Genomic DNA, 22,256 nt, shown 5'->3' on the forward strand with positions numbered 1-22,256 from the left:
AGACAACGAGGAAGACGAAGCGAGGAGAGACGACGATGTCCCATCGCTTGAGGCGCGGGGTGCCGAAACCGCGCTCGAGGGCCGCCCGGGTCGTGGCGGGGCTGCTGACCACCGGTCTGCTGCTGTCGGCGTGCACCGGGCCCGCAGCCGAGCCGAAGGCCACGGCCCCCGCCGCGGCGCCGATCGAGTCCGGGCCGCTGAAGGTCGCCGTGATCACCCACGGCACCGCGGGCGACGCGTTCTGGAATGTGGTCAAGAACGGCGCCGAGCAGGCGGGCAAGGACCTGGGCGTACAGGTCGAATACGCGTCCGACGGTGACCCGGGAGCGCAGGCCAAGCTGATCGACAACGCCGTCGCCCAGCAGATCGGGGGCCTGGTCGTCTCGATGGCCAACCCCGAAGCCCTGCAGCCCTCGATCGAGGCGGCGGTGCGCGCCGGGATCCCGGTCATCACCATCAACTCCGGCGAAGACAAGAGCGCGGCGTATGGCGCGCTCACCCACGTGGGCCAGAACGAGTCCATCGCGGGCCAGGAAGCCGGCAAGAAGTTCAAGGACCTCGGCAAGAAGAAGCTGCTCTGCGTGATCCACGAGGCCGGCAACGTCGGCCAGGCCCAGCGCTGCGACGGCGCGAAGAGCGGCTTCGGCGGCGACGTGCAGACGCTGCAGGTGGACATCTCCAACCCCACCGACGCCGAGTCGCGCATCCGCGGCGCCGTGCAGACCGATCCGTCGATCGACGCCGTGCTCACGCTGAACTCGCAGGTCGCCGCCCGCGCCGTGAGCGCGATCAAGTCGGTGGGCTCGAAGGCGCAGGTCGGCACGTTCGACCTGAACTCCGACGTGGTGGCCGCCATCAAGTCGGGCGACGTGCTCTTCGCCGTCGACCAGCAGCAGTACGAGCAGGGCTACCTGCCGGTCATGTTCCTCAAGCTCTACCGCGACAACGCGAACATCGTCGGCGGCGGCAAGCCGGTGCTCACCGGCCCCGACCTGGTCGACAAATCCACTGTGGACAAGGTCGGCCAGTACGTGCAAAGGGGCACCCGATGACCACCACCACGCTCGACGAACGGCTCGTGAAACCGACGCTCATGGACCGGCTGGTGGTCCGGCCGGAGATCGGCGCCCTGCTCGGCGCGGCTGTCGTCTTCCTCTTCTTCTCCCTCGTCACCGAAAAGTTCTTCAGCGCCAGCGGCGCCGCGACCTGGCTCGACGACGCGGCGACGCTCGGCATCATGGCCGTGGCCGTCTCGCTGCTCATGATCGGCGGAGAGTTCGACCTGTCGGCGGGTGTGATGACGGCGTCGACCTCGCTGGTCACCGCGATCCTCGCGACCCAGGCGGGCTGGAACGTGTGGCTCGCCCTGCTGGCCTCGCTGGTGTTCGCGCTCGTCGTGGGCGCGTTCAACGGCTGGCTCGTGATGAAAACGGGCCTGCCGAGCTTCATCGTCACGCTCGGCACGTTCCTCGCGTTGCAGGGACTGAACCTCGGCGTGACGCGGCTGGTCACCGGAACCGTGCAGGTCTCGGGCATGCGCTCGACCGACGGCTACGCGTCGGCCGGGTTCGTGTTCGCCTCCACCGTGAACATCGGGGGCACGCCGTTCCAGATCTCCATCGTGTGGTGGATCGGGGTGACGGCGGTGGCCGCGTGGCTGCTGTCGCGCACCCGCTTCGGCAACTGGATCTTCGCCGTCGGCGGCTCGGCGGCCAGCTCGCGCGCGGTCGGCGTGCCGGTGGTGCGCACGAAGATCCTGTTGTTCATGGGCACGGCGCTCGCGGCGTGGCTCGTCGGCTCGATCAACATCCTGCGGTTCGCGAGCGTGCAGGCCAACCAGGGCATCGGGCTGGAGTTCCAGTACATCATCGCCGCGGTGATCGGCGGCTGCCTGCTCACCGGCGGCTACGGCTCGGCCGTGGGCGCCGCGATCGGCGCCCTCATCTTCGGCATGGCGCGCCAGGGCATCGTGTTCGCCGGGTGGGACAGCGACTGGTTCATGCTGTTCCTCGGGATCATGCTGCTGGCCGCGGTCCTGGTCAACAACGCCTTCCGGCGACGCGCGGAAAGGGTCCGGCGATGAACGCTCCCCTGATCGAGGTCAAGGACGTCGGCAAGATGTACGGCAGCGTCGTGGCGCTGCGCGATGTGTCCACAGTGGTCAACGCGGGCGAGGTCACCTGCGTGCTCGGCGACAACGGCGCCGGGAAGTCCACGTTGATCAAGATCCTGGCCGGCGTGCACCAGCACGATCGCGGCGAGTTCCTGGTCGAGGGCGAGTCCGTGCGGTTCACCTCGCCCCGCGAGGCGCTGGACCGCGGCATCGCCACGGTGTACCAGGACCTCGCGGTGGTGCCGCTGATGAGCGTGTGGCGCAACTTCTTCCTCGGCTCCGAGCCGACGACCGGGTTCGGCCCGTTCCGGATGCTCGACCGGAAGAAGGGCCGCGAGACCACCAAACAGGCGCTGGCCGACATGGGCATCGACCTGCGCGACGTCGAGCAGCCCGTCGGCACGCTCTCCGGCGGGGAACGCCAGTGCGTGGCCATCGCCCGGGCCGTGCACTTCGGCGCGAAGGTGCTGATCCTCGACGAACCCACGGCGGCCCTCGGCGTGAAGCAGGCCGGGGTCGTGCTCAAGTACGTGGCGCAGGCGCGCGACCGCGGCCTCGGCGTCGTGCTGATCACGCACAACCCGCACCACGCCTACCCGGTGGCCGACCGGTTCCTGCTGCTCAAGCGGGGTGCCGCGCTCGGGTCGTACGAGAAGTCCGAGATCGGCATCTCCGAGCTCACTCGGCAGATGGCGGGCGGTGCCGAGCTGGCGGCCCTGGAGCACGAGCTGCGCGCGGTGGAGACGTGAGTCTCGAGGCGCTGACCATCGGCCGGGTCGGGGTGGACCTCTACCCCGAGCAGAGCGGCGTGCCGTTGGCCGAGGTCGCCACGTTCGCCAAGTCGCTCGGCGGCACCGCGACCAACGTCGCGGTCGCCGCCGCGCGGCTCGGCCGCCGCACCGCCGTGCTCACGAAGGTGGGGCCCGACGGGTTCGGCGGCTACGTGCGCCAGGCGCTCACGGGCTTCGGCGTCTCGCCGGAGTTCGTGGGCACCTCGCCGGACCTGCAGACGCCGGTGGTGTTCTGCGAGCTGAACCCGCCGGCCGACCCGCCGCTGCTGTTCTACCGCTCCCCCATCGCGCCCGACCTCACGCTGACCGACGCCGACGTGCCGTGGGACGTCGTGCGTGAGGTCCCGCTGCTGTGGGTCACAGGCACGGGCGTCTCCACCGAGCCCGCGCGCACGACGCAGCGCAAGATCCTCGAGGCGCGCGGCCGGCGGCAGCACACCGTGGTGGACCTCGACTACCGGCCGATGTTCTGGCCGGACGTCCAGGCCGCGCGCGCGGAGATCGGCTGGATGCTCGACCACGTGACGGTCGCCGTCGGCAACCGCGCGGAAGTCGAGGTGGCCGTGGGCACGGCGGACCCGGAGGAGGCCGCGGACCGGATGCTCGCCCGTGGCGTGCGCCTCGCGGTGATCAAGAAGGGCGCGGAAGGCGTGCTCGTCGCGACCCCCGAGGGCCGCGCGACGGTGAAGCCGCAGCGCGTCGAGGTGGTGTGCGGCCTCGGCGCGGGCGACGGCTTCGGCGGCGCCCTCGTGCACGGGTTGCTGTCGGGCTGGGAGCCGGTGCGTCTCGCGGAGTACGCGAACGCGGCCGGCGCGCTGGTCGCGGCGCGGCTCGCGTGCGCCGACGCGATGCCGACCGCCGCCGAGATCGAGGAGCTGCTGTGACGCCGTTGCTGACCGACGAACGCTGGAGCGAGCTGCTGCGCGTGCGGGCCACCGACCCGGATGCGGTGCGACGGGCGTACGCGTCACGGCGGCGGCGGGAGAACCTGTTGTCGGACAAGGGAACCCTGTTCCTCGTGGCCGCCGACCACCCGGCCCGCGGCGCACTCGGTGTGGGCGGTGATCCGCTCGCGATGGCCGACCGCCGGTCGTTGCTCGAACGGCTGCTGGTGGCGCTGGCCAACCCTGCCGTCGACGGGCTGCTCGCCACGCCCGACGTCGTCGAGGAGCTGCTGCTGCTCGACGCGCTGCACGACAAGGTCGTGATCGGCTCGATGAACCGCGGCGGCCTGGCCGGCGCCGACTGGGAGATCGACGACCGCTTCACCGGCTACCACGCCGCGTCGCTCGTCGACTGCCGGCTCGACGGCGGCAAGATGCTGCTGCGGCTCGTCGACGACGACCCCGGTACCGTGCCGACGCTGCAGGCCTGCGCCGACGCCGTCACGGAGCTCGCGTCCTACGGCCTCGTCGCGATGGTCGAGCCGCTGCCGTACGCCCGGGCCGAAGGCCGGCTGGTGCTGCAGAAGGACGCCGCCGCGCTGGCCCGGGCCGTCACGGTGGCCTCGGGCATCGGCGTGACGTCGGCACACACCTGGCTCAAGCTGCCGTCGACGGACGACACCGCCGTGCTCGGCGCCACGACGCTGCCGGTGGTCATCCTGGGCGGGGTGCCCTCGGGCGACCCCGCCGCCGACCTGGCGTCGTGGGGCCGCTCCCTGCGGCACGACGTGGTACGCGGCCTCGTGGTGGGCCGGACCCTGCTCTACCCGCCCGACGGCGACGTCGGGTCCGCCGTGGCAGCTGCCGCGAAGATCCTGGAGGCCGCGAAGTGAGCGCACTGCACCGTCCACACGGGACACTGACCGACGACTCCGACCCGATTCTGCTGACGCCCGAAGCGGCCGGCTGGTCCCACACCGGGCTGCGGGTGCTCAAGGTCGGCCGCCGGCTGCCCCGGATGATCGAAACCGGCGAGTTCGAGGCGTTCGTGCTGCCGCTGTCCGGCTCGCTCACCGTGCGCGTCGACGACGAGGAGTTCGAGCTCGACGGCCGCGATTCCGTGTTCTCGCGCGTCACGGACTTCGTCTATGTGCCGCGCGACGCCGAGGTCGAGCTGACCTCGCCCACCGGCGCCGAGGTCGCGCTGCCGATGGCCCGCTGCGAGCGCCGGCTGGAACCCCGGTACGGCGCGGCCGAGGACGTGCCCGTGGAGGTCCGCGGTTCGGGCCAGGCGAGCAGGCAGGTCACCAACTTCGGCGTGCCCGGCGTGTGGGACCACGCGGACAAGCTCAACGCGTGCGAGCTCATCACGCCCGACGGCAACTGGTCTTCGTATCCGCCGCACAAGCACGACGAGGTGAGCGAGTGCGAGGTCGTGAACGAGGAGATCTACTACTTCCGCATCGCCGGGCGCGACGGCGTCACGCCCTCACGCGAGGGCTTCGGCCTGCACCGCACCTACACCGCCGACGGCGAGCTGGACGAGGACGTGGCCGTGCGCGACGGCGACGTGTTCCTGATCCCGCGCGGCTACCACGGCCCGTGCGTCGCGGCGCCGGGTTACCCGATGTACTACCTGAATGTGCTGGCCGGGCCCGCCGAAGAGCGTTCGATGGCGTTCTGCGACGACCCCGCGCACGGCTGGGTCCGCGACACCTGGGCGTCGCAGGAGCCGGATCCGCGCTGTCCCGTCACCGATTACGAGGGGCGCGTCCGATGAAGCTGACGACGGCGCAGGCGTTGGTGCGCTGGCTGCTCGCGCAGCGGTCCGAAACGCTCGACGGGCGCGAGGTGCCGCTGTTCCCCGGTGTCTTCGCGATCTTCGGCCACGGCAACGTCCTCGGCCTCGGCACGGCGCTGGAAGAGCACCGCGACGAGATCCCGGTCTGGCGCGGGCACACCGAGCAGGGCATGGCGCTCGCGGCCGTCGGCTACGCGAAGGCGGCGCAACGCCGGCAGGTCGGCGTGGTGACGTCGTCGATCGGCCCGGGCGCGCTCAACATGGTGACGGCCGCGGGCGTCGCGCACGCCAACCGGCTGCCGGTGCTGCTGCTGCCGGGCGACACGTTCGTCAACCGCGCGCCCGACCCGGTGCTGCAGCAGATCGAGCCGTTCCACGACGGCACGGCGACGGTCAACGACGCTTTCCGCGCCGTGAGCCGCTACTTCGACCGCATCACGCGCCCGGAACAGCTGCTCGCGACGTTGCCGCAGGTCGTGCGCGTGCTCACCGACCCGGCCGACTGCGGGCCGGTGACGCTGGCGCTGCCGCAGGACGTGCAGGCCGAGACGTTCGACTTCCCGCCGACGCTCTTCGAGCCCGTGACGCACCGGCTGCCGCGCCCGCGCCCGGACCGGCGCGCGGTGACCGAGGCGGCCGGCGTGCTGCGCGCGGCCCGGCGTCCGCTGCTGGTGCTGGGTGGCGGCGTGCGCTACTCGGGTGCGGGCCGCCGCGCGCTGGAGTTCGCCGAGCGGCACGGGATTCCCGTCACGGAGACCACGGCTGGGCGGACGCTCGTGCCGCACACCCATCCGCTGTACGCGGGACCGCTGGGCATCACCGGGTCCTCGTCGGCGAACGCCGTCGCCGCGTCGGCCGACGTGGTGTTCGCGGTGGGTACTCGCCTGCAGGACTTCACCACCGCGTCGTGGACGGTGTTCTCGCCCGAGATGCGGCTGGTCACGCTCAACGCGGCCGCGTTCGACGCGGTGAAGCACGGCGCGCTGGCCGTCGTGGGCGACGCCTACGCCGGGCTCGACGATCTGGCCGCACAGCTGGAAAGCTGGCGCGTCGATCCACAGTGGACCGCCCAGGCCGCCGAGGAACGCGTCAAGTGGGACGCGCACATCGACTCCTTGCGTTCTGCCGCCTCGGAGATCCCCAGCTACGCGCAGGTCGTCGGCGTGGTCAACGACCTGTCCGAGCCCCGCGACTACGTGATGACCGCGTCCGGCGGGCTGCCCGGTGAGCTGATCGGCGGCTGGCGCGGGTCCGGCGAGGTGAGCATGGACGTGGAGTACGGCTTCTCGTGCATGGGTTACGAGCTCTCCGGCGCGTGGGGCGCCGCGATCGCCCACGACGGCGGCCTCGTGACGACCCTGCTCGGCGACGGCTCGTACCTGATGCTCAACTCCGACTTGTTCTCCGCCGCGTTCGCGGGCCACCCGCTCGTCGCGGTGGTCTGCGACAACGACGGGTACGCCGTGATCGCGCGCCTGCAGCAGGGCCAGGGCGGCAAGCCGTTCAACAACTTCTACGCCGACTGCCGGACCTCCCACGCCGAGCCGCCCCGCGTCGATTTCGCGCGCCACGCGGAGTCCCTGGGCTGCGTGGTGTTCTCGGCTTCGTCGGTCGACGATCTTCGCGACGCCTACGCCCAGGCGCGCGCGGCCGCCGTCACCGAGCGCCGGCCCGCGGTGGTCGTGGTGCGCACGCTGCCCGCGGCGTGGACGGAAGCCGGCGCGTGGTGGGAGGTCGGCGTGCCCGAGCACCTGGCGGGCCGCCCGGACTTCGACGCCGCGAAGCCCGGGCAGGTCCGCTACCTGAGCCGCTAGGCCCAGAGCTTCGCCAGCGCGTCGACGTCGAGGACGGTGGCGAACTTCGGGAAGATCGTGCCGGTGAGGAACTCGTGGGTGCCGGGCTCGGGGTCGGCGCTGGCGTCGTCGAGCACGAGGATGCGGTAGTCGCGGTCCATCGCCTCGCGCACGGTGCTGAGCACCACGCCGCTGGTGCTGATGCCGGCCAGCACGAGGGTGTCGACGTCGCGCCCGCGCAGCTGGGTGTCGAGGTCGGTGGTGGTGAACGCGCCGACGCGGATCTTGCGCACCGAGACGTCCTGCGGCTGCGGGCTGAGCCGCTCGTCGATCTGGGTGGCCGGGGCGTCGGCGTGCATCACCGCGCGGCTTTCGGGTGTCACCATGCGCGCGAACACGCTGGTGGACGGGATGGCGTCGAACTCGGCGTCGTCGAAGCCGACGCGGACCCAGCCGACGTGGCCGCCGTGGGCGCGCACGTCCGAGATCGCGGTGCCGACGCGATCGACCAGCGCCTCGTCGTCGGCGACGCGGCTCACGATGCCGGCCTGGTAATCCATGACGAGCAGGGCGGTGCGGGCCGGGTCGAGCTGTTCGGTCATTTCCGGGTGCCTTTCTCCAGGGGTGGATCGCGCCAGCGTCCGGTCGAGGACGTTGACGAGCAGGAAGACGACGCTCGCGACCACCAGGAACCACGCCAGGTGATGGAGGCCGCCAGTATCGGCCCGTTGGCCGAAGAAACCGCCTTGGGCGGCGGAGGAGACGATGGCGCCGAGGTAGCCGAAGGTGCGCAGCAGACCCGCGGACGCGCCGACGTCGTCGGGGTTCGCCTGCCGGTACACCGCGTTCTGCAGCGCGAGGCTGTTGAGCCCTTGCGGGATGCCGAAGATCAGCACGATCCCGACGATCGTCCACAACGGACTGGCCGGCCCCAGGGCCAGCAGCAGCACGCACGCGGCGAGCTGCGCGACCGCGGCGACGAACAGCTTGCCGCGCAAGCCTTGCCGGCGTCCGGTGAGCGCCGAGACGACGATGCCGGCGGCGAACATCGGCAGCGTGAGCAGGCCCGTGGTGCTCGCCGACAGTCCGCGGCCGTCCTCGAGCCACTGGGTGAAGCCGTAGACGAAGCTGTAGGACACGACGTACGCGAGCAAGGCGCGGCCGTACGTGAGCAGCAGCGGGACGTTGCCGCCGAGCACGCGCAGATCGATGAACGGCCTGGGGTGGCGCAGCTCGTGCACCGTGAAGGCCGCCGCGGCGAGCACGGTGATCACGAGCAGGTACCACGAGCCGGCGTCGGGGTTCATCAGGAACAGCAGGAGCGCGACCAGCGTCGTCGCGAACAAGGTCATGCCGGGGAAGTCGAGGTTCAGCTTGCCCGGGGCGCGTTCGTCGCGCGGGAAGCGCAGCCGGCCGAGCACGAACGCCACGATCGCGATGGGAATGTTGACCGCCAGCGTGGCGCGCCAGCCGCCGAGCCCGATCAGCAGCCCGCCCAGCGGCGGGCCGATCACGGCGATCGTCTGCGTAGCGATCGCCAGGATGGTGAGCACGCCGGCGGGGCTGTCCTTGCCCGTGCGGCGGCCCTCGTCGCGGATCAGCCGCATCGCCGCGGGATACCCGGCGCAGGTGCCGAAGCCGAGGATCACGCGGGCGACGATCAGCACCGCCAGGTTCGGGGCCAGGGCACCGATCACGCCCGCGACCCCGACCAGTGCCGTCGCGGGGAGGAACAGCCGGCGCGGGCCGTAGATGTCGATCAGGCGCCCGACCACGGGCTGGCCGACCGCCGTCGCGAGGTACAGCGCGGAGATCAGCCACGCCGTCTCCGCGGGCGGCGCACCGAACGCGACGCCGATCGGCACCAGCGCGACCGAGACGATCGTGGAGTTGATCGGGTTCAGGATCGCACCGGAAACGAGTGGTGCGATGAGCTTGCGGTCGAACCCGTCGCCCGTGCCGGACCGCTCGCGCGGCTTCACGGGTGCGCTCATTCTTCGACCACGCGCTCCAGCAAGGTCAGCGCCTGGTCCAGGACCTGGCGCTCGGCCTCGGTGAAGCGCTGCTCGAACGCGTTGGCCAGCCACTCTTCCCTGGTGGCACGGGCCCCTTGAGCGACGGCGCGGCCTTCGTCGGTCAGGAAGAGCAGCTGGCGTCGCGCGTCCTCGGCGTCGGCCTCACGCCGGATCAGGCCCTGCTCGTGCAGCGCCGCGACCGTTTTGGCCATCGACTGCGGCCGGACCCGCTCCGCGCCCGCCAGCTGGCTGGCCGACGACGGTTCGGAAATCGCCAGCCGAGCCAGCGCCGACGCCTGCGGCGCGCTCAGGCCACGCACGGAGGACGCGTCCTGCAACCTTCGCCGCAGCCGGCCGAAGACGATCCGCAGCCGCTGGGCCACGGCATCGGGAGAACTCTGGTCGGTCACGATAGACAGCCTATACTGATCAGCCTTGGCTGTCTATTTTCTTGATCTACGCCAGCCCCGCGGCCGTCGCGCGCAGAAGCAGGCCGAGCTGGGGTTCGAAGTCGAGGGCGACATGCGCCCAGCTCGGTTCCTGCTCGTACAGCGCCGCCAGCGTCGGCGTCGGGTGCGAGGCCTGCCACAGGGCGGCCGCGAGAGAGATCGCCGTGGTGATGAGGTTCCGGAGCTGCCCGGCGGTCATGGTGCCCGCCCGATCCAACGCGTCGACGATCCTGCCGGCGGCGGCGAACGCGTTGGTCTTGTAGATGCGGGCCCGTTCGAGGTCGACGTCGCCTTCGAGGTGCAGGGCCACGTGGCCGAGCAGGTCGCAGAACACCGACAACGCCGAGATGGTGTCGGCGAGAACGGCCGCGACCTGGTGCGGCCCCAGTCCGGCTCGGTCGCGAACGGCAGCGGTGACGGCGTCACACCATTGCCTCCACCCGCGTTCGGCCAGCTCCAGCAGCAGTTCCTCCTTGTTCGCGTAGTGAGCCGGTCGTCTCGATGTCGGCCACCGGCGCCGGCGGCTACGCCTCGGTCTACGTCGCGGACGCGGCGCTCGTGGCCTCGACGCGGCGCTACGGCATCGACCCCGCCGTCGCGGTCGCGGTCGTGCCGAACGCGGCGATGGCCCACGTGGCACTGACCCACGTCGCCCACCTCGCCGAGGGCGAGAGCGTCCTGGTCCAGGGTGCACTGGGCGGGTTCTCCGCGGCGTTCCCCGGCATCGCGCGCCGGCTCGGCGCCGCCCGCGTCGTGGGCACCGTCCGCAGCCGCAAGCTCGCCGCGGCCGCCGTGACCAAGCTGCCCTACGACACCATCGTCGATTCCGCCGGTCTGCCCGACGCGCTGGGCGGGGAGAAGTTCGACGTGATCGTCGACCCGGTCGGCGGCGACGTCCGGACCCACAGCCTGGCTCTGCTCAAGGCGGGCGGCAGGGTGCTCGTGGCGGGAAATGCCAGTGGCGACTGGGCTCACCAGGTCGACACCAACCAGCTGTGGCTGACGGGCACCACCGTGGCCGGTTTCAATGCGGGCGCCTATCTGCCCGCTCACCCGCAAGTCGTGCGGCCGGCACTGGAGGCGGCTCTGGCGGCGGTCGCCGCCGGACTCGGTGAGACCGAGATCGACGTGCTGCCGTTCGCCGAGGCCGTCACCGCACACGAGCGGATGGAACGCCGTGAGCCGGCCGGCCGGATCGTCCTGACGCCCGGCGCGTGACCACCACCGGACACCCGCGCGAGAACTCCGGCCGGCGGAGACTCAGCTTGACATGACGGCCGAGATCATCGGGAGCACGGCCTTGGCCTGCATGGCGGACATGTGGTCGAGACCGTCGAGCAGCTCGACGATCCAGCCGTCGCGTTCCAGCACCGCGCGATTGCGCACGAGCGGACCCGCGATGTCGACCGTGACGCCACCCCAGCGTTCGCCGTATTCGATGCGGTCTTCGGTACCCGCGAAGCACAGGCGGGAACACGTCAAGTGCACCGCGTGGTCGTCGAAGCCTTGCAGGGCCTCGTAAAGCGTGACGAACTGGCGCGTCTGCGCCATGGACATCGTGAAGCCGACGGAGTCCCAGTCGCCCGGCGTCGCGTCGCCGCCTTCGGTGCGGGGCATCGCGTGCGTCGCCCGGGTGACGGCGAGCATCGCGTCGTACGGGCCGTCGAGCGGCGGGTAGCCGCCCATCACCAGCGCGGTGAGGCGGTCGGTGCGCAGGGCGAGCTGCAGGCCGGCGAGGGCGAGCCAGGAGTAGCCGTAGTAGGCGAAGCGTTCGGCGTTCACGGCTGACGCGATCGCCAGCAGGTCGGCCGAGATTTCGTCCGGGGTAAAGGTTTCCGGGCGCGGGTGGGCGAGGGTGTGACCCTCGTAATCGAAGGCGATCACGCGGAAGCCGACGAGGCCGTCGATGAGCGAGCGGCCCAGCGCGGGGTCGCCGCCCCACTGGCGCACGGACTCGGCCTGCGCGCCTTCCAGCGGGCGCGGGTTCACGGGCAGCAGCAACGCCGGCCCGTCGCCGTGCACCTCGACGTCGATCGTGGCTCCGCCGGGCAGCGTGACCATGTCGGCCCCCTCTCTCTTTACGTCGTAAACGATTGGCGGCGACGATACTTTACGTCGTATGGAGTTGTCGAGTTCAGAGGCCGAGGTACCGGCGGATCTCCTGCACGGCGGCGCGCCCGGCGCGGTTGGCGCCGACGGTGCTGGCCGAGGGTCCGTAACCCACGAGGTGCAGGCGCGGTTCGGCGACCACGCGCGTGCCGTCCATGCGGATGCCGCCACCGGGCGCGCGCAGGTGCAGGGGTGCGAGGTGGTCGATCGAGGCGCGGAAGCCGGTGGCCCAGAGAATGATGTCCGCGGATTCGAAGGTGCCGTCGGCCCAGACGACACCTTCCGGCACGAGGTGGTCGAACATCGGCTTGCGGTCGAGGTACCCGGCGGCCTCCGCGGCGCGCACCTCGGGCGTCACGGCGAGGTCGGTGACGCTCACGACGCTCTGCGGCGGCAGCCCCTCGCGCACCCGCTGCTCCACCTTCGCCACGGCCTTGCGGCCCCAGTCCTCGGTGAAGTCCTGGTCGCGCCAGATCGGCGGACGGCGCGTGACCCAGGTCGTGGACTTCGCGACGGGCCCGATCTCCATCAACAGCTGCACGGCCGAGGTCCCGCCGCCGACCACGACCACGCGGCGGCCGCGGAACTCCCCGGCGCCGGTGTAGTCGGCGGTGTGCAGCTGGCGGCCGGCGAACGTCTCCTGCCCCGGGTAGTGCGGCCAGAACGGGCGGTCCCACGTGCCCGTCGCGCTCACCACGGCGCGCGCGGCCCACGTCTCGGCGGGGGTCTCGACCAGCAGTCGGTCGCCGGTCTTGCGCACGGCCGTGACGTCGACCGGGCGGTGCACGGGGAGGTCGAAGGTCTTCTCGAAACGGCCGAAGTACTCGGACACGACCTCGCTGGCGGGCTTGGTCGTGTCGGGCGTGCCGAAGGCCATGCCGGGCAGGTCGTGGATGCCGTGGACCTTGCCGACGACGAGTGAGGGCCAGCGGTACTGCCACGCGCCGCCGGGGCGTTTGCCGTGGTCGAGGACCACGAAGCCGCGCTCGTTGGCCAGGCCCGCGCGGCGCAGGTGGTACGCCGCCGACAGCCCCGCCTGTCCCGCCCCGATCACCACGACGTCGGTCTCGTGATCCGCACTCATAAAACGTTCAACAACTTGGCCGAGCACCTATTTCGAGCGGTGACTCACACGGCGACGCGGTTGCGCCCGGCGTCCTTGGCTCGGTAGAGGGCGGCGTCGGCCGAGCGCAGCACCTGGTCGAGCGTGTCGCCCGCCTCGGGGTACCCGGCGACCCCGACGGACACCGACAGACCGCTGACCCGCACCGTCCCGCCGACCACCACGCTCAGCTCCCCCACCGCGACGCGCACGCGCTCGGCGATGGCGAGTACTGGCGTGCCTCCGGTGGCCGGCAGCAGCACCACGAACTCCTCGCCGCCGAAGCGCCCGACGGTGTCGCTCTGGCGCACGGCGTCCGCGATCGCCACGGCGACGGCGGCGAGGACCTCGTCGCCGGTGAGGTGGCCGTAGGTGTCGTTGATGCGCTTGAAGTGGTCGAGGTCGATCATCAGGACGGCGAACTCGCTGCCCGGTCCCCTTCGCCGGGCCCGCGTGAACTCGCGCGTGGCGAGGTCGTGCCAGCCGGCGGTGTTGAGCAGCCCGGTCTTCTCGTCCGTGACCGCGGCGACCTGCAGCTGCTGCTTCAGGAGCAGGTAGCGGTGCAGCAGGAGCAGCGGCGCCACCACGAAGACGACGAGCACAGGTTGCGCCACGAGCGCGAGCGCGGCGAGGCCGCCGAGGCACAGCGTCGCGATCTCGAAGGCGTTGTCCTCCCACGTGCCGACGAGGTCCGCGGCCTGGCGGCTGCCCGTGTAGAGGTAGATCCCGGCGGCGACGAGCGCCATGTTGACCACCTCGAACACGGCCGCCGCCGCGACGAGGGCGAGCACGCCGTGCCCGGTGTTGAGGGTCGCGTCGTTGAGGTGGTCGACGGTGAGCACGGAGGACGCCGCGAAACAGCTGAGCATCGCCCACGCCATGCTGGCGAGGAACCGGTGCGCGGGCCGCGTACGCACGCTGCGCCAGACCCTCAGCCACAGGTGCAGGTAGAGCACGAGCGCCAGCAACGCCACCCAAGCCGGCGGCAACAGGAAAGCGCCCGCGAGGTACCAGACGGACGTGACGTTGATGTGCGTCTGGCCGCTCATCCACCGCCGCAGCCGCTCGATCCGCCGCGACATCTCCGCCTGCGCGATGCCGAGCACGACGAGCGCCGCGAACCACCCGAGCTGGACCCGGCCGCCGAACGTGGTCGCGAACCCGACCGCCACGGCCGCCACGGCGGCGAGCTCACACACCACGGCGTACGCGATCCACCTCCGCCGCGCCGCCACCCACATCCCCCACCGCGACGGCAGGCCGTCCCACTCCCGCCACGCCGCCAGCGCACCCCGGACACCCCGGGGACCCGCACCCAGCATCGTGACGCCCCTTCGGCCGACGAGGTGGCCCAGAGTAGCCGGTCAACCCTCCGCCGTCGCCGGACCGGGGGAATTCCCGGAGGTCCTCTGCCCCGCGGACATGGCGAAAGTAGAGCGGGTGGGCAATTTCCGGGTCGGGTGACGCTGTGGCCGGGCGCTTGGCTGGGTTGCCAGTTCGGGCGGGCGCCGCGCCGACTTGCCTGCCCAACCGCTCGGCCGGGTGCTTCGCCAGGTTCTGGACCCCCGGTCCGCCGGGCTCGCGGCCGACCGTTCGGCCAGATTCCGCGCGCTGGCGCCCTGGTTGTCCACAGCCCAGCCGAGTTGTGGACAACCAGGCGCTCCGCGCCGCTTTCGCCAGGTTTGTCGGGGTTGGGCCGATAGCATGGACATGGGCACGCCCCTTGGGAGGGCAGGGTTTGTCGTCCGGCGGGGGGCGCGGCGCAACCCCACGGCACGCCGGATGAGGCTTGCCGGCGTGCCTGCCGCCCGGGAAGAGATCGCCGGCGGGACGCGCGGGGCGACCGCGGACCCGCCGGCGCGAGTGGGTCAGCGGCGGCGCAGGGCCCGGATGATCATGAAGACCACGAACAGCACCGCGGCGCCCGCGGCGACCGGGATGAGGCGCTTGGCCACGGACTGGCCCGCGTAGTCCAGGAGGTCGATGGCTTCGGTTTCGCCGGTCGAGCCGCCGGAGGGGACGCTGCGGAGCTGGGGCTTCGAGGCCGACGAGCCGGCCTCGGCGCTGTCGGCGGCGGATTGTTCGGCGAGGTCACCCTTCGCGGCGGCCTCGGTGGCCGGGGCGGCCGCAGTCGCCGGCGCGGTCGACACCGAGCCCGAGCCGGCGGACGCCGCGGCCGAACCGGGCGCGGCACCCGCCCCGGAGTCCGTGCGCAGCGATTCGGCCAGGTTGCCCGCGAAGGTGTCCAGCAGTTTGCCGCCCACCTCCGAGATCAGGCCGCGGCCGAACTGCGCCGGGCGGCCCGTGATGGCGATGTCGCTGGCCACGTCACCGTGGGTGCCGCCGTCGGCGGTCGAGCTGAGGGTGACGGTCACGGTGGCCGCCGCGGTGCCGCCGCCGCGGGAGTCCTTGCCGGCGGCCTTGATGACGACCTTGCGGGCCGCTTCGTCCTTTTCGAGAAACTCGCCGGATCCCTTGTACAGCAGGGAGATCGGGCCCAGCTTGACCTTCACCGTGCCCGTGAAGGAGTCGCCCTCCACCTTGGTGAGCGCTGCCCCGGGCATGCACGGGGCGACGCGCTCGGGGTCGATGACGGCCTGCCAGACCTCCTCCAGAGGCGCGGGGACGGTGAATTCGTGGTCGAGCCGCACGGGCCGACCTCCTCTCCTTCGAACCGAAGAACCAAAAGCCAAGAACCGATGAGGCCCACCTTACGGCCGCGACGGCCGAAAGGTGGGCCTCGTCGGCAATCAGGCTCCGACCGCAGCCGTCAGGGCACGGCCCGTGAGCACCCGCGCGAGGTGCTGCCGGTACTCGACGTCGGAGTTGCCGTCCGCTGCCGGGCTCGTGCCGTCGGCGGCGTGCGCCGCGGCCGCCCGGATCACGTCGGCGTTGGCCGAAGCGCCCACCAGCGCCTGTTCCACGGCGACCGCGCGCACGGGCGTCGAGCCCATGTTCGTGAGCGCCACGCGGGCCTCCTCGATCACGCCACCCTCGGTGCGGACGGTGGCCGCGACCGCGACCATCGACCACGCCTGCGCCACCCGGGTGAACTTCTCGTAGTGCGCGCGCCAGCCCGTGTGCTTGGGCAGGCGCACCTCCACGAGCAGCTCGTCGGGTGCCAGGGCCGTGGTGAAGAAGTCCTGGAAGAAGTCCGCCGCCGCGACCGTGCGCCGGCCGCCGGGGCCGGCGATCACCAGCGAAGCGTCCATCGCCAGCACCGGGGCCGCCAGGTCACCCGCCGGGTCGGCGTGCGCGATGGCGCCGCCGAAGGTGCCGCGGTGGCGCACCTGCGGGTCGGCCACGGTGTCGGTCGCCGCCTTGAGCAGCGCGGCGTGCTCGGCGACCAGCGGGTCGCGCTGCACGTCGTAGTGCGTGGTCATCGCGCCGATCACGAGGTCGCCGCCGTCCTCGCGCACGCCGCGCAGCTCGGCGACCTTGCGCAGGTCGACGAGCGTGGTCGGCGCGGCCAGGCGCATCCGCAGCACCGGCAGCAGGCTCTGCCCGCCCGCCAGCACCTTCGCGTCCTCGCCCGCGGCCGCGAGCGCCTGCACGGCTTCGTCCACGCTGGACGGAGCCACGTACTCGAACGGGGCCGGGATCACTGGGCACCTCCGGAGGCGTCGATCGAACCGAGGCCACCGCCGGACTCCGAGCCGACTCCGCCGGCGGCGGTGGTTCCGTGCTGCACGGCATGCCACACACGCATGGGTGTCAACGGCATCTCGATGTCGTTCACGCCGAAGTGGCGCACGGCGTCGATCACGGCGTTGACCACGGCCGGCGTCGAGGCGATCGTGCCCGCCTCGCCGACGCCCTTGGCACCCAACGGGTTCGTGGTCGACGGCGTCTCGGTGCGCGCCGTCGTGAACGAAGGCAGATCGGCCGCCGAGGGCAGCAGGTAGTCGGCGAACGTGCCCGTGGTGAGCGTGCCGCTCTCGTCGTGCACGGCCTCCTCGAACAGCGCCTGCGCGATGCCCTGCGCGAGCCCGCCGTGCACCTGGCCCTCCACGATCAGCGGGTTCACCGCCACACCGACGTCGTCCACGCACACGTACGAGCGCAGGTTGATCCGGCCCGTCTCCGTGTCCACCTCGGCGGCGCACAGGTGCGTGCCGTGGGGGTAGGAGAAGTTCTCCGGGTCGAACGTGGCGTCGGAGTCGAGCGAGGGCTCGACTCCGTCGGGCAGATCGTGCGCGGCGAACACGGCCAAAGCGACATCCTGGATCGTCGTCGACGAGTCCGTGCCCTTGACCGTGAACTTGCCGTTCGAGAACTCCAGATCTTCCTCGGCGCATTCGAGCATGTGCGCCGCGATCGGCTTCGCCTTCGCCACGACCTTCTCGGCCGCCTTCACGATGGCGATGCCACCTACGACCAGCGAACGCGAGCCGTAGGTGTCCATGCCCTTGTGGGACGACTGCGTGTCGCCGTGCAGCACCTCGACGTCCTCGAACGGCACACCCAGCTGGTCGGCCACGATCTGGCTCCACGCCGTCTCGTGCCCCTGGCCGTGGCCCGAGGCTCCGGTGGTCACCTCGATCTTGCCCGTGGGCAGCACCCGCATCTGCGCGTACTCCCAGCCGCCGGCCCCGTAGTCCAGCGAGCCGAGCACCCGCGACGGCGCCAGGCCGCACATCTCCGTGAACGTGGAGATGCCGATGCCGAGCTGCACCGGGTCACCCGAATCGCGCCGCTGCTGCTGCTCGCGCCGCAGGCCGTCGTAGTCGAAGAGCTCCTTGGCCTTCGCGGTGGCGGCCTCGTAGTTGCCCGAGTCGTAGGTCAGCCCGGCCACCGTGGTGAACGGGAACTCCTCGTGCTTGATCCAGTTCTTCTCGCGCAGCTCCAGCGGGTCCATGCCGAGTTCGTCGGCGAGCTCGTCCATGATCCGCTCTACGGCGAAGGTCGCCTCGGGGCGGCCGGCGCCCCGGTAGGCGTCGGTGAGCGTGGTCGTGGTGAACACGTTGGTGCACGCGAAGTGGTAGGCCGGGAACTTGTAGATCGCGTTGAACATGAACGCGCCCAGGATCGGCACACCCGACCCGACGAGCCCGATGTAGGCGCCCATGTTGGCGAGCAGCTCGACCTTGAGGCCGGTGACGGTGCCGTCGGCGTTCGCGGAGATCGTGATGTCCTGGATCTGATCACGCCCGTGGTGCGCGGTGAGGATCGACTCGGACCGCGATTCGTTCCACTTCACCGGTTTCCCGAGCTTCTGCGCCACGAGGACGCTCATCATCTCCTCGGGCAGCACGCCGATCTTGCCGCCGAAGCCGCCGCCGACGTCGGGTGCGATCACGCGCACCTTGTGCTCCGGCAGGCCCAGCGTCAGTGCCGTCATCACCCGCAGGATGTGCGGGATCTGCGTGGCCGACCACATCGTCAGCTGCGCGCCAGTGGGGTCGACCACGCACGCACGCGGCTCCATGAACGCCGGGATCAGCCGCTGCTGGCGGAACCGGCGCTTGACGACGATCTCCGACGACGAGATGGCGTCCTCGACGTTGCCGCCGGTGCCCGCCTCGGCGGAGTCGAACTTCCAGACCGCGCTCTCGTTGGTGCCCAGGTCCTCGTGCACGAGCGGCGCGCCCTCGGCGAGCGCGGCCTCCATGTCGAGGATGACGGGCAGATCTTCGTACTCGATTTCGATCGCTTCGAGCGCGTCATGGGCTTCGGCCGCGGAGCGCGCGGCGACCACGACGATGCCTTCGCCGGCGAAGTTGACCTGGCCGTCCGCCAGCACGGGGCGGCGCGGCGACTTCATGTCGGGCGTGATCGGCCACGCGCACGGCATGCCGATCGACCCGTCCGGGTCCAGGTCCTTCGCGGTGAAGACCGCGACGACACCGGGTGCGTCCTTGGCCGCCGAAACGTCCAGCGACACGATCTTCGCGTGCGCCATGGGGCTGCGCAGCACGGCGAGGTGCAGCATGCCCGGCAGCGTGATGTTGTCGGTCCAGCGGGTGCGGCCGGTGATGAGCCGCTCGTCTTCCTTGCGGCGCCGGGACTTCCCGACCTCCGGCTCGATGGTCGCGGTCATCATTCACCACCCACGCCGACGTGCTTGATCTGCTCGGCCTCGGGTCCGGCGCCCGGGCTCATGTGCTGCGCGGCGTCGCGCACGGCGCGCACGATGTTCTGGTAGCCGGTGCACCGGCAGAGGTTCCCCTCGAGGCCTTCGCGCACGGCCTTCTCGTCGGGGTCGGGGTTGTCGGCCAGCAGGTCGATCGACGCCATGATCATGCCGGGCGTGCAGAACCCGCACTGCAGGGCGTGGTTGTCGTGGAACGCCTGCTGCACGGGGTGGAGCTGCCCGTCGCGGGCGAGCCCTTCGACGGTGGTGACCTCGCTGCCGTCGGCCTGGACGGCGAGCACGGAACAGGACTTCACGCTGTGGCCGTCGAGGTGGACGGTGCACGCGCCGCAGTTGCTCGTGTCGCAGCCGACGACCGTGCCCACCTTCCCGACGCGTTCCCGCAGGTAATGAACGAGAAGTGTGCGGGGCTCCACCTCATCGGTGTACTTCGTGCCGTCGACGGTGACGGTGATGCGCATCAAAGGCCTCCAAGAGCAAATGCCCGCCTGACCCGGGTGGGGCCGGCGGGCCGGTTCGGGAACGGCCAAGGTCGATCGTGATCGGCCTCACAGGGGAGCCTGCTACTCCTTTCGCGCGCGGACAAGTCCTGATGTCGCACATCCCGGCCACGCTCCCGCATTTGCACGCTTATATGCAGCCCCATTCCGCAGGTGCGGACCTCCGTTAGGGTGATTTTTCCACCCGGCGGCAAAACTCGTCCGAGACTCAGGTGGACGGTCGCGACATGGTCGACTTCCGCCTGGGCTTGGGGATTTCCGGCCATTCGCCCACCGCGGGCCGAGTCGGCGTATTCAGCAAAAAGTCCCGCACGCCGGGCGTGCGGGACTTCTTGAAAAACGCTCAGTTGTGGATCCGGCCGGACAAAGCGGTCAATCGCCGTCCGGTTCCGCTCCAGCGCAGCGAAATGATCTCCGCCGCGATCGACACCGCGGTCTCCTCGGGCGTGCGTGCGCCCAGGTCCAGGCCGATCGGCGACGAAAGCCGTTCCAGCTCGGATTCCGTGATGCCGGCTTCGCGCAGGCGGGAGAACCGGTCGTCGTGGGTCTTGCGGGAACCCATGGCGCCCACGTAGCCGACGTCGAGCCGCAGCGCGATCTCCAGCAGCGGCACGTCGAACTTCGGGTCGTGCGTGAGCACGGCGATCGCGGTCCGGCTGTCGATGCGGCCGGCCTCGGCCTCGGCGGCGAGGTAGCGGTGGGGCCAGTCGACCACGACCTCGTGCGCGTCGGGGAAACGGCTGCTGGTGGCGAACACGGGCCGCGCGTCGCACACCGTGACCTGGTAGCCGAGGTAGGCGCCCATCCGCGCCATGGCGGCGGCGAAGTCGATGGCGCCGAACACGAGCAGCCGCGGCGGCGGTTCGAACGAGTTCACGAACACGGCCATGCCCTCGCCGCGGCGCTGGCCGTCCGGTCCGTAGCGCAGGGTGCCGGTGCGGCCGCTGGCCAGCAGGCCGCGTGCGTCGTCGGCCACGGCGTCGTCCATGCGCGAGGAGCCGAGCGAGCCCTCGACGCGATCCGGCCACACGATCATGCGCTCGCCGATCAGCCCGGGCGTCTCGTGCTCGACGATCGTGACGATGGCGACGGGCTCGCCGCTGCGCACCGAGGCCACGACCTGGTCCAGCTCCGGCATCGACTCGCGGTCGAGGTGCTCCACGTAGATGTCGATGATCCCGCCGCAGGTCAGGCCCACGGCGAAGGCGTCGTCATCGGTCACGCCGTAGCGCTGCAGCACGGGCTTGCGGTCGGCGACCACTTCCTGGGCCAGCTCGTACACGGCACCCTCGACGCACCCGCCGGACACGCTGCCGGCGACGGTGCCGTCCGGCGCCACCACCATCGACGCTCCCGGTGATCGCGGCGCCGACGAGAACGTGGCCACGACCGTGCCCAGGCCCACTGTCTCGCCCGCCAGCCAGCGGCGGTACACGTCGTCCAGTACGTCACGCATCGGCAATCTCCCCGAGCAGTCGTTCCAAAGTCGCCAGGCTGTGCCCGGCCAGCAAGCGGTCGATGTGGGGCAGGGCGGCCACAATGCCCGACTGGACCGGAGCGTACCCCTCCCGCCCCGCGTGCGGATTCACCCAGAATATGGCGTGCGCGAGCCGGCGCAGCCTGCCGAGCTGCTCGGACAGCAGCGTCACGTCGCCGCGCTCCCACCCGTCGGAGAACACGGTGACCACGGAGCGGCGCGCGATCCCGCGCTGGCCCCAGCGGTCGAGGAACACCCGCAGCGTCTCGCCGAGGCGTGTGCCACCGGCGAAATCGGGTACCGCGTTGCCGGCCGCGAGCATGGCCTGCTCCGGGTCGCGCTGCCGTAGCTGGCGCGACACCCGCGTCATGCGCGTGCCGAGCGTGAAGACCTCGACGCTCGACGGCGCGGACCTGGTGAGCACGTGGGCGAAGCGCAGCAACGCGTCGGCGTAGGGGCTCATCGAACCGGAGACGTCGATGAGCAGCACTGTCTTCCGCGGGCGGGTGCCGCGGCGGCTGCGGACGAGGCGCACGGGTTCGCCGCCGTCGGCGAGCATGGCGCGCAGCGTGCGGGCGGGATCCAGCCGGCCGCGGTGGGCGGGGTGGCGGCGCGCGGCGCGGCGTCGGGGCGGAACCGGTTTGAGGGTGGCCAGGAGCTCGCGCAGGTGCTCGCGCTCGGTCTTGGTGAGCTCGGCGAGGTCGCGGTGACGCAGCACTTCCTGGTCACTCGCGGCGACTTTGAGGCTGTCGGGCTCTTCCTCGCCCTCGCCGCTGCCACCGGTGTCGGAGGTCAGCGGCGCGATGCGGGCGCGCTTCTGCGCGGGAACGGCCTGGGTGCCGCGGCGCGTCTCGTCGCCCTCGAACCAACGGGCGAAAGCTTCTTCATAGCGCGGCAGGTCGTCGGGATCGGAGCACAACGTGAGCCGGCCGGCCCAGTAGAGCTGCGTGGGCTCCGCGATGTCCACCTCCGCGACGGCCGCCAGATACGCCTGCACCCGGCGCGCATCGCACGCGACGCCCGCCTCGCGCAGGGCCGCCGCGAACCCGGCGAACCCGGCCAGCGGATCGGCGACCTCGGTGTCCATGCCTCCATTGTGCAACGGTTTCGCCCGCGGCGGGGTTTTCC

Annotated in this window: 20 protein-coding genes; 8 read left to right on the forward strand and 12 right to left on the reverse strand. The window is 71.4% G+C overall.

Annotated features, from left to right (window positions below; translation table 11 throughout):
- The first annotated feature begins 35 nt into the window (after positions 1 to 35).
- Genes AB0K15_RS43425 through iolD form a run of 7 tightly spaced genes read left to right on the forward strand, consistent with a single transcriptional unit; the run spans position 36 to position 7,403 of the window.
- Complete coding sequence (locus AB0K15_RS43425) at positions 36 to 1,052, forward strand: substrate-binding domain-containing protein (protein ID WP_364065608.1); 1,017 nt, start codon at positions 36 to 38, stop codon at positions 1,050 to 1,052.
- Positions 1,049 to 2,083 carry an ABC transporter permease gene (locus AB0K15_RS43430; RefSeq protein WP_364065611.1) on the forward strand — a complete coding sequence of 345 codons (1,035 nt, stop codon included), beginning with the start codon at positions 1,049 to 1,051 and terminating at the stop codon, positions 2,081 to 2,083. The genes AB0K15_RS43425 and AB0K15_RS43430 overlap by 4 nt, the downstream gene beginning before the upstream one ends.
- A complete protein-coding gene (locus tag AB0K15_RS43435; RefSeq protein WP_364065614.1) occupies positions 2,080 to 2,862 on the forward strand; it encodes an ATP-binding cassette domain-containing protein in 783 nt (260 codons plus the stop codon). The genes AB0K15_RS43430 and AB0K15_RS43435 overlap by 4 nt, the downstream gene beginning before the upstream one ends.
- Entirely contained in the window at positions 2,859 to 3,788 is a 930-nt protein-coding gene (gene iolC, locus AB0K15_RS43440; protein ID WP_364065617.1) for a 5-dehydro-2-deoxygluconokinase, read from the forward strand. Before AB0K15_RS43435 ends, iolC begins: the two co-directional genes overlap by 4 nt.
- Positions 3,785 to 4,681, forward strand: coding sequence for an aldolase (locus tag AB0K15_RS43445; protein WP_364065620.1), 897 nt, complete (start codon positions 3,785 to 3,787; stop codon positions 4,679 to 4,681). Before iolC ends, AB0K15_RS43445 begins: the two co-directional genes overlap by 4 nt.
- Complete coding sequence (gene iolB, locus AB0K15_RS43450) at positions 4,678 to 5,568, forward strand: 5-deoxy-glucuronate isomerase (protein ID WP_364065623.1); 891 nt, start codon at positions 4,678 to 4,680, stop codon at positions 5,566 to 5,568. Before AB0K15_RS43445 ends, iolB begins: the two co-directional genes overlap by 4 nt.
- Positions 5,565 to 7,403 (forward strand): 3D-(3,5/4)-trihydroxycyclohexane-1,2-dione acylhydrolase (decyclizing), encoded by a 1,839-nt coding sequence (gene iolD, locus AB0K15_RS43455; RefSeq protein ID WP_364065626.1) that lies wholly within the window; start codon positions 5,565 to 5,567, stop codon positions 7,401 to 7,403. Before iolB ends, iolD begins: the two co-directional genes overlap by 4 nt.
- Here the strand turns inward: iolD and AB0K15_RS43460 are convergent.
- From AB0K15_RS43460 to AB0K15_RS43470, 3 genes are read right to left on the reverse strand one after another with little or no spacing between them, the layout of a single operon-like run.
- Complete coding sequence (locus tag AB0K15_RS43460) at positions 7,400 to 9,376, reverse strand: MFS transporter (RefSeq protein ID WP_364065629.1); 1,977 nt, start codon at positions 9,374 to 9,376, stop codon at positions 7,400 to 7,402. The two genes, iolD and AB0K15_RS43460, sit on opposite strands and share 4 nt — an antisense overlap.
- Entirely contained in the window at positions 9,373 to 9,807 is a 435-nt protein-coding gene (locus tag AB0K15_RS43465) for a MarR family transcriptional regulator (protein ID WP_364065632.1), read from the reverse strand. Before AB0K15_RS43465 ends, AB0K15_RS43460 begins: the two co-directional genes overlap by 4 nt.
- A gap of 46 nt (positions 9,808 to 9,853) precedes the next feature.
- A complete protein-coding gene (locus AB0K15_RS43470) occupies positions 9,854 to 10,312 on the reverse strand; it encodes a hypothetical protein (RefSeq protein ID WP_364065724.1) in 459 nt (152 codons plus the stop codon).
- Between the two features lie 35 nt (positions 10,313 to 10,347).
- Between AB0K15_RS43470 and AB0K15_RS43475 the strand changes: the two genes are divergently transcribed.
- Entirely contained in the window at positions 10,348 to 11,064 is a 717-nt protein-coding gene (locus tag AB0K15_RS43475; RefSeq protein WP_364065635.1) for a zinc-binding dehydrogenase, read from the forward strand.
- Positions 11,065 to 11,106: 42 nt separating this feature from the next.
- Here AB0K15_RS43475 and AB0K15_RS43480 read toward each other — a convergent pair whose 3' ends face one another.
- The 9 genes from AB0K15_RS43480 to AB0K15_RS43520 form a co-directional block, all read right to left on the reverse strand.
- A complete protein-coding gene (locus AB0K15_RS43480; protein ID WP_364065638.1) occupies positions 11,107 to 11,907 on the reverse strand; it encodes an alpha/beta fold hydrolase in 801 nt (266 codons plus the stop codon).
- A gap of 73 nt (positions 11,908 to 11,980) precedes the next feature.
- A complete protein-coding gene (locus AB0K15_RS43485) occupies positions 11,981 to 13,039 on the reverse strand; it encodes an NAD(P)-binding domain-containing protein (RefSeq protein ID WP_364065644.1) in 1,059 nt (352 codons plus the stop codon).
- 44 nt (positions 13,040 to 13,083) lie between these two features.
- A complete protein-coding gene (locus AB0K15_RS43490) occupies positions 13,084 to 14,379 on the reverse strand; it encodes a GGDEF domain-containing protein (RefSeq protein WP_364065647.1) in 1,296 nt (431 codons plus the stop codon).
- Positions 14,380 to 14,925: 546 nt separating this feature from the next.
- The gene (locus tag AB0K15_RS43495; RefSeq protein WP_364065650.1) at positions 14,926 to 15,708 is read right to left on the reverse strand and encodes an SRPBCC family protein; all 783 of its coding nucleotides are present in this window, start codon (positions 15,706 to 15,708) and stop codon (positions 14,926 to 14,928) included.
- A gap of 99 nt (positions 15,709 to 15,807) precedes the next feature.
- Complete coding sequence (locus tag AB0K15_RS43500) at positions 15,808 to 16,662, reverse strand: xanthine dehydrogenase family protein subunit M (RefSeq protein WP_364065653.1); 855 nt, start codon at positions 16,660 to 16,662, stop codon at positions 15,808 to 15,810.
- Complete coding sequence (locus tag AB0K15_RS43505) at positions 16,659 to 19,097, reverse strand: molybdopterin cofactor-binding domain-containing protein (RefSeq protein WP_364065656.1); 2,439 nt, start codon at positions 19,095 to 19,097, stop codon at positions 16,659 to 16,661. Before AB0K15_RS43505 ends, AB0K15_RS43500 begins: the two co-directional genes overlap by 4 nt.
- Positions 19,097 to 19,612: a (2Fe-2S)-binding protein gene (locus AB0K15_RS43510; RefSeq protein ID WP_364065659.1), complete on the reverse strand. Its 516-nt coding sequence runs from the start codon at positions 19,610 to 19,612 to the stop codon at positions 19,097 to 19,099. The genes AB0K15_RS43505 and AB0K15_RS43510 overlap by 1 nt, the downstream gene beginning before the upstream one ends.
- Before the next feature lie 382 nt (positions 19,613 to 19,994).
- Positions 19,995 to 21,107: an XdhC/CoxI family protein gene (locus AB0K15_RS43515; RefSeq protein ID WP_364065662.1), complete on the reverse strand. Its 1,113-nt coding sequence runs from the start codon at positions 21,105 to 21,107 to the stop codon at positions 19,995 to 19,997.
- Positions 21,100 to 22,215 (reverse strand): VWA domain-containing protein, encoded by a 1,116-nt coding sequence (locus AB0K15_RS43520; protein ID WP_364065665.1) that lies wholly within the window; start codon positions 22,213 to 22,215, stop codon positions 21,100 to 21,102. Before AB0K15_RS43520 ends, AB0K15_RS43515 begins: the two co-directional genes overlap by 8 nt.
- Positions 22,216 to 22,256: the final 41 nt, after the last annotated feature.

Origin of the sequence: Amycolatopsis sp. NPDC049253 (genome assembly GCF_040678995.1) — a bacterium.
Classification (GTDB): Bacteria; Actinomycetota; Actinomycetes; order Mycobacteriales; family Pseudonocardiaceae; genus Amycolatopsis.

Coding starts and splice junctions, on each gene's coding strand:
- AB0K15_RS43510 (WP_364065659.1), bottom strand. CDS start 19,612: ATGCGCATCACCGTCACCGTCGACGGCACGAAGTACACCGATGAGGTG.
- AB0K15_RS43480 (WP_364065638.1), bottom strand. CDS start 11,907: ATGGTCACGCTGCCCGGCGGAGCCACGATCGACGTCGAGGTGCACGGC.
- AB0K15_RS43460 (WP_364065629.1), bottom strand. CDS start 9,376: ATGAGCGCACCCGTGAAGCCGCGCGAGCGGTCCGGCACGGGCGACGGG.
- iolD (WP_364065626.1), top strand. CDS start 5,565: ATGAAGCTGACGACGGCGCAGGCGTTGGTGCGCTGGCTGCTCGCGCAG.
- AB0K15_RS43430 (WP_364065611.1), top strand. CDS start 1,049: ATGACCACCACCACGCTCGACGAACGGCTCGTGAAACCGACGCTCATG.
- AB0K15_RS43490 (WP_364065647.1), bottom strand. CDS start 14,379: ATGCTGGGTGCGGGTCCCCGGGGTGTCCGGGGTGCGCTGGCGGCGTGG.
- AB0K15_RS43515 (WP_364065662.1), bottom strand. CDS start 21,107: ATGCGTGACGTACTGGACGACGTGTACCGCCGCTGGCTGGCGGGCGAG.
- AB0K15_RS43425 (WP_364065608.1), top strand. CDS start 36: ATGTCCCATCGCTTGAGGCGCGGGGTGCCGAAACCGCGCTCGAGGGCC.
- AB0K15_RS43485 (WP_364065644.1), bottom strand. CDS start 13,039: ATGAGTGCGGATCACGAGACCGACGTCGTGGTGATCGGGGCGGGACAG.
- AB0K15_RS43505 (WP_364065656.1), bottom strand. CDS start 19,097: ATGACCGCGACCATCGAGCCGGAGGTCGGGAAGTCCCGGCGCCGCAAG.
- AB0K15_RS43435 (WP_364065614.1), top strand. CDS start 2,080: ATGAACGCTCCCCTGATCGAGGTCAAGGACGTCGGCAAGATGTACGGC.
- AB0K15_RS43475 (WP_364065635.1), top strand. CDS start 10,348: ATGTCGGCCACCGGCGCCGGCGGCTACGCCTCGGTCTACGTCGCGGAC.
- AB0K15_RS43520 (WP_364065665.1), bottom strand. CDS start 22,215: ATGGACACCGAGGTCGCCGATCCGCTGGCCGGGTTCGCCGGGTTCGCG.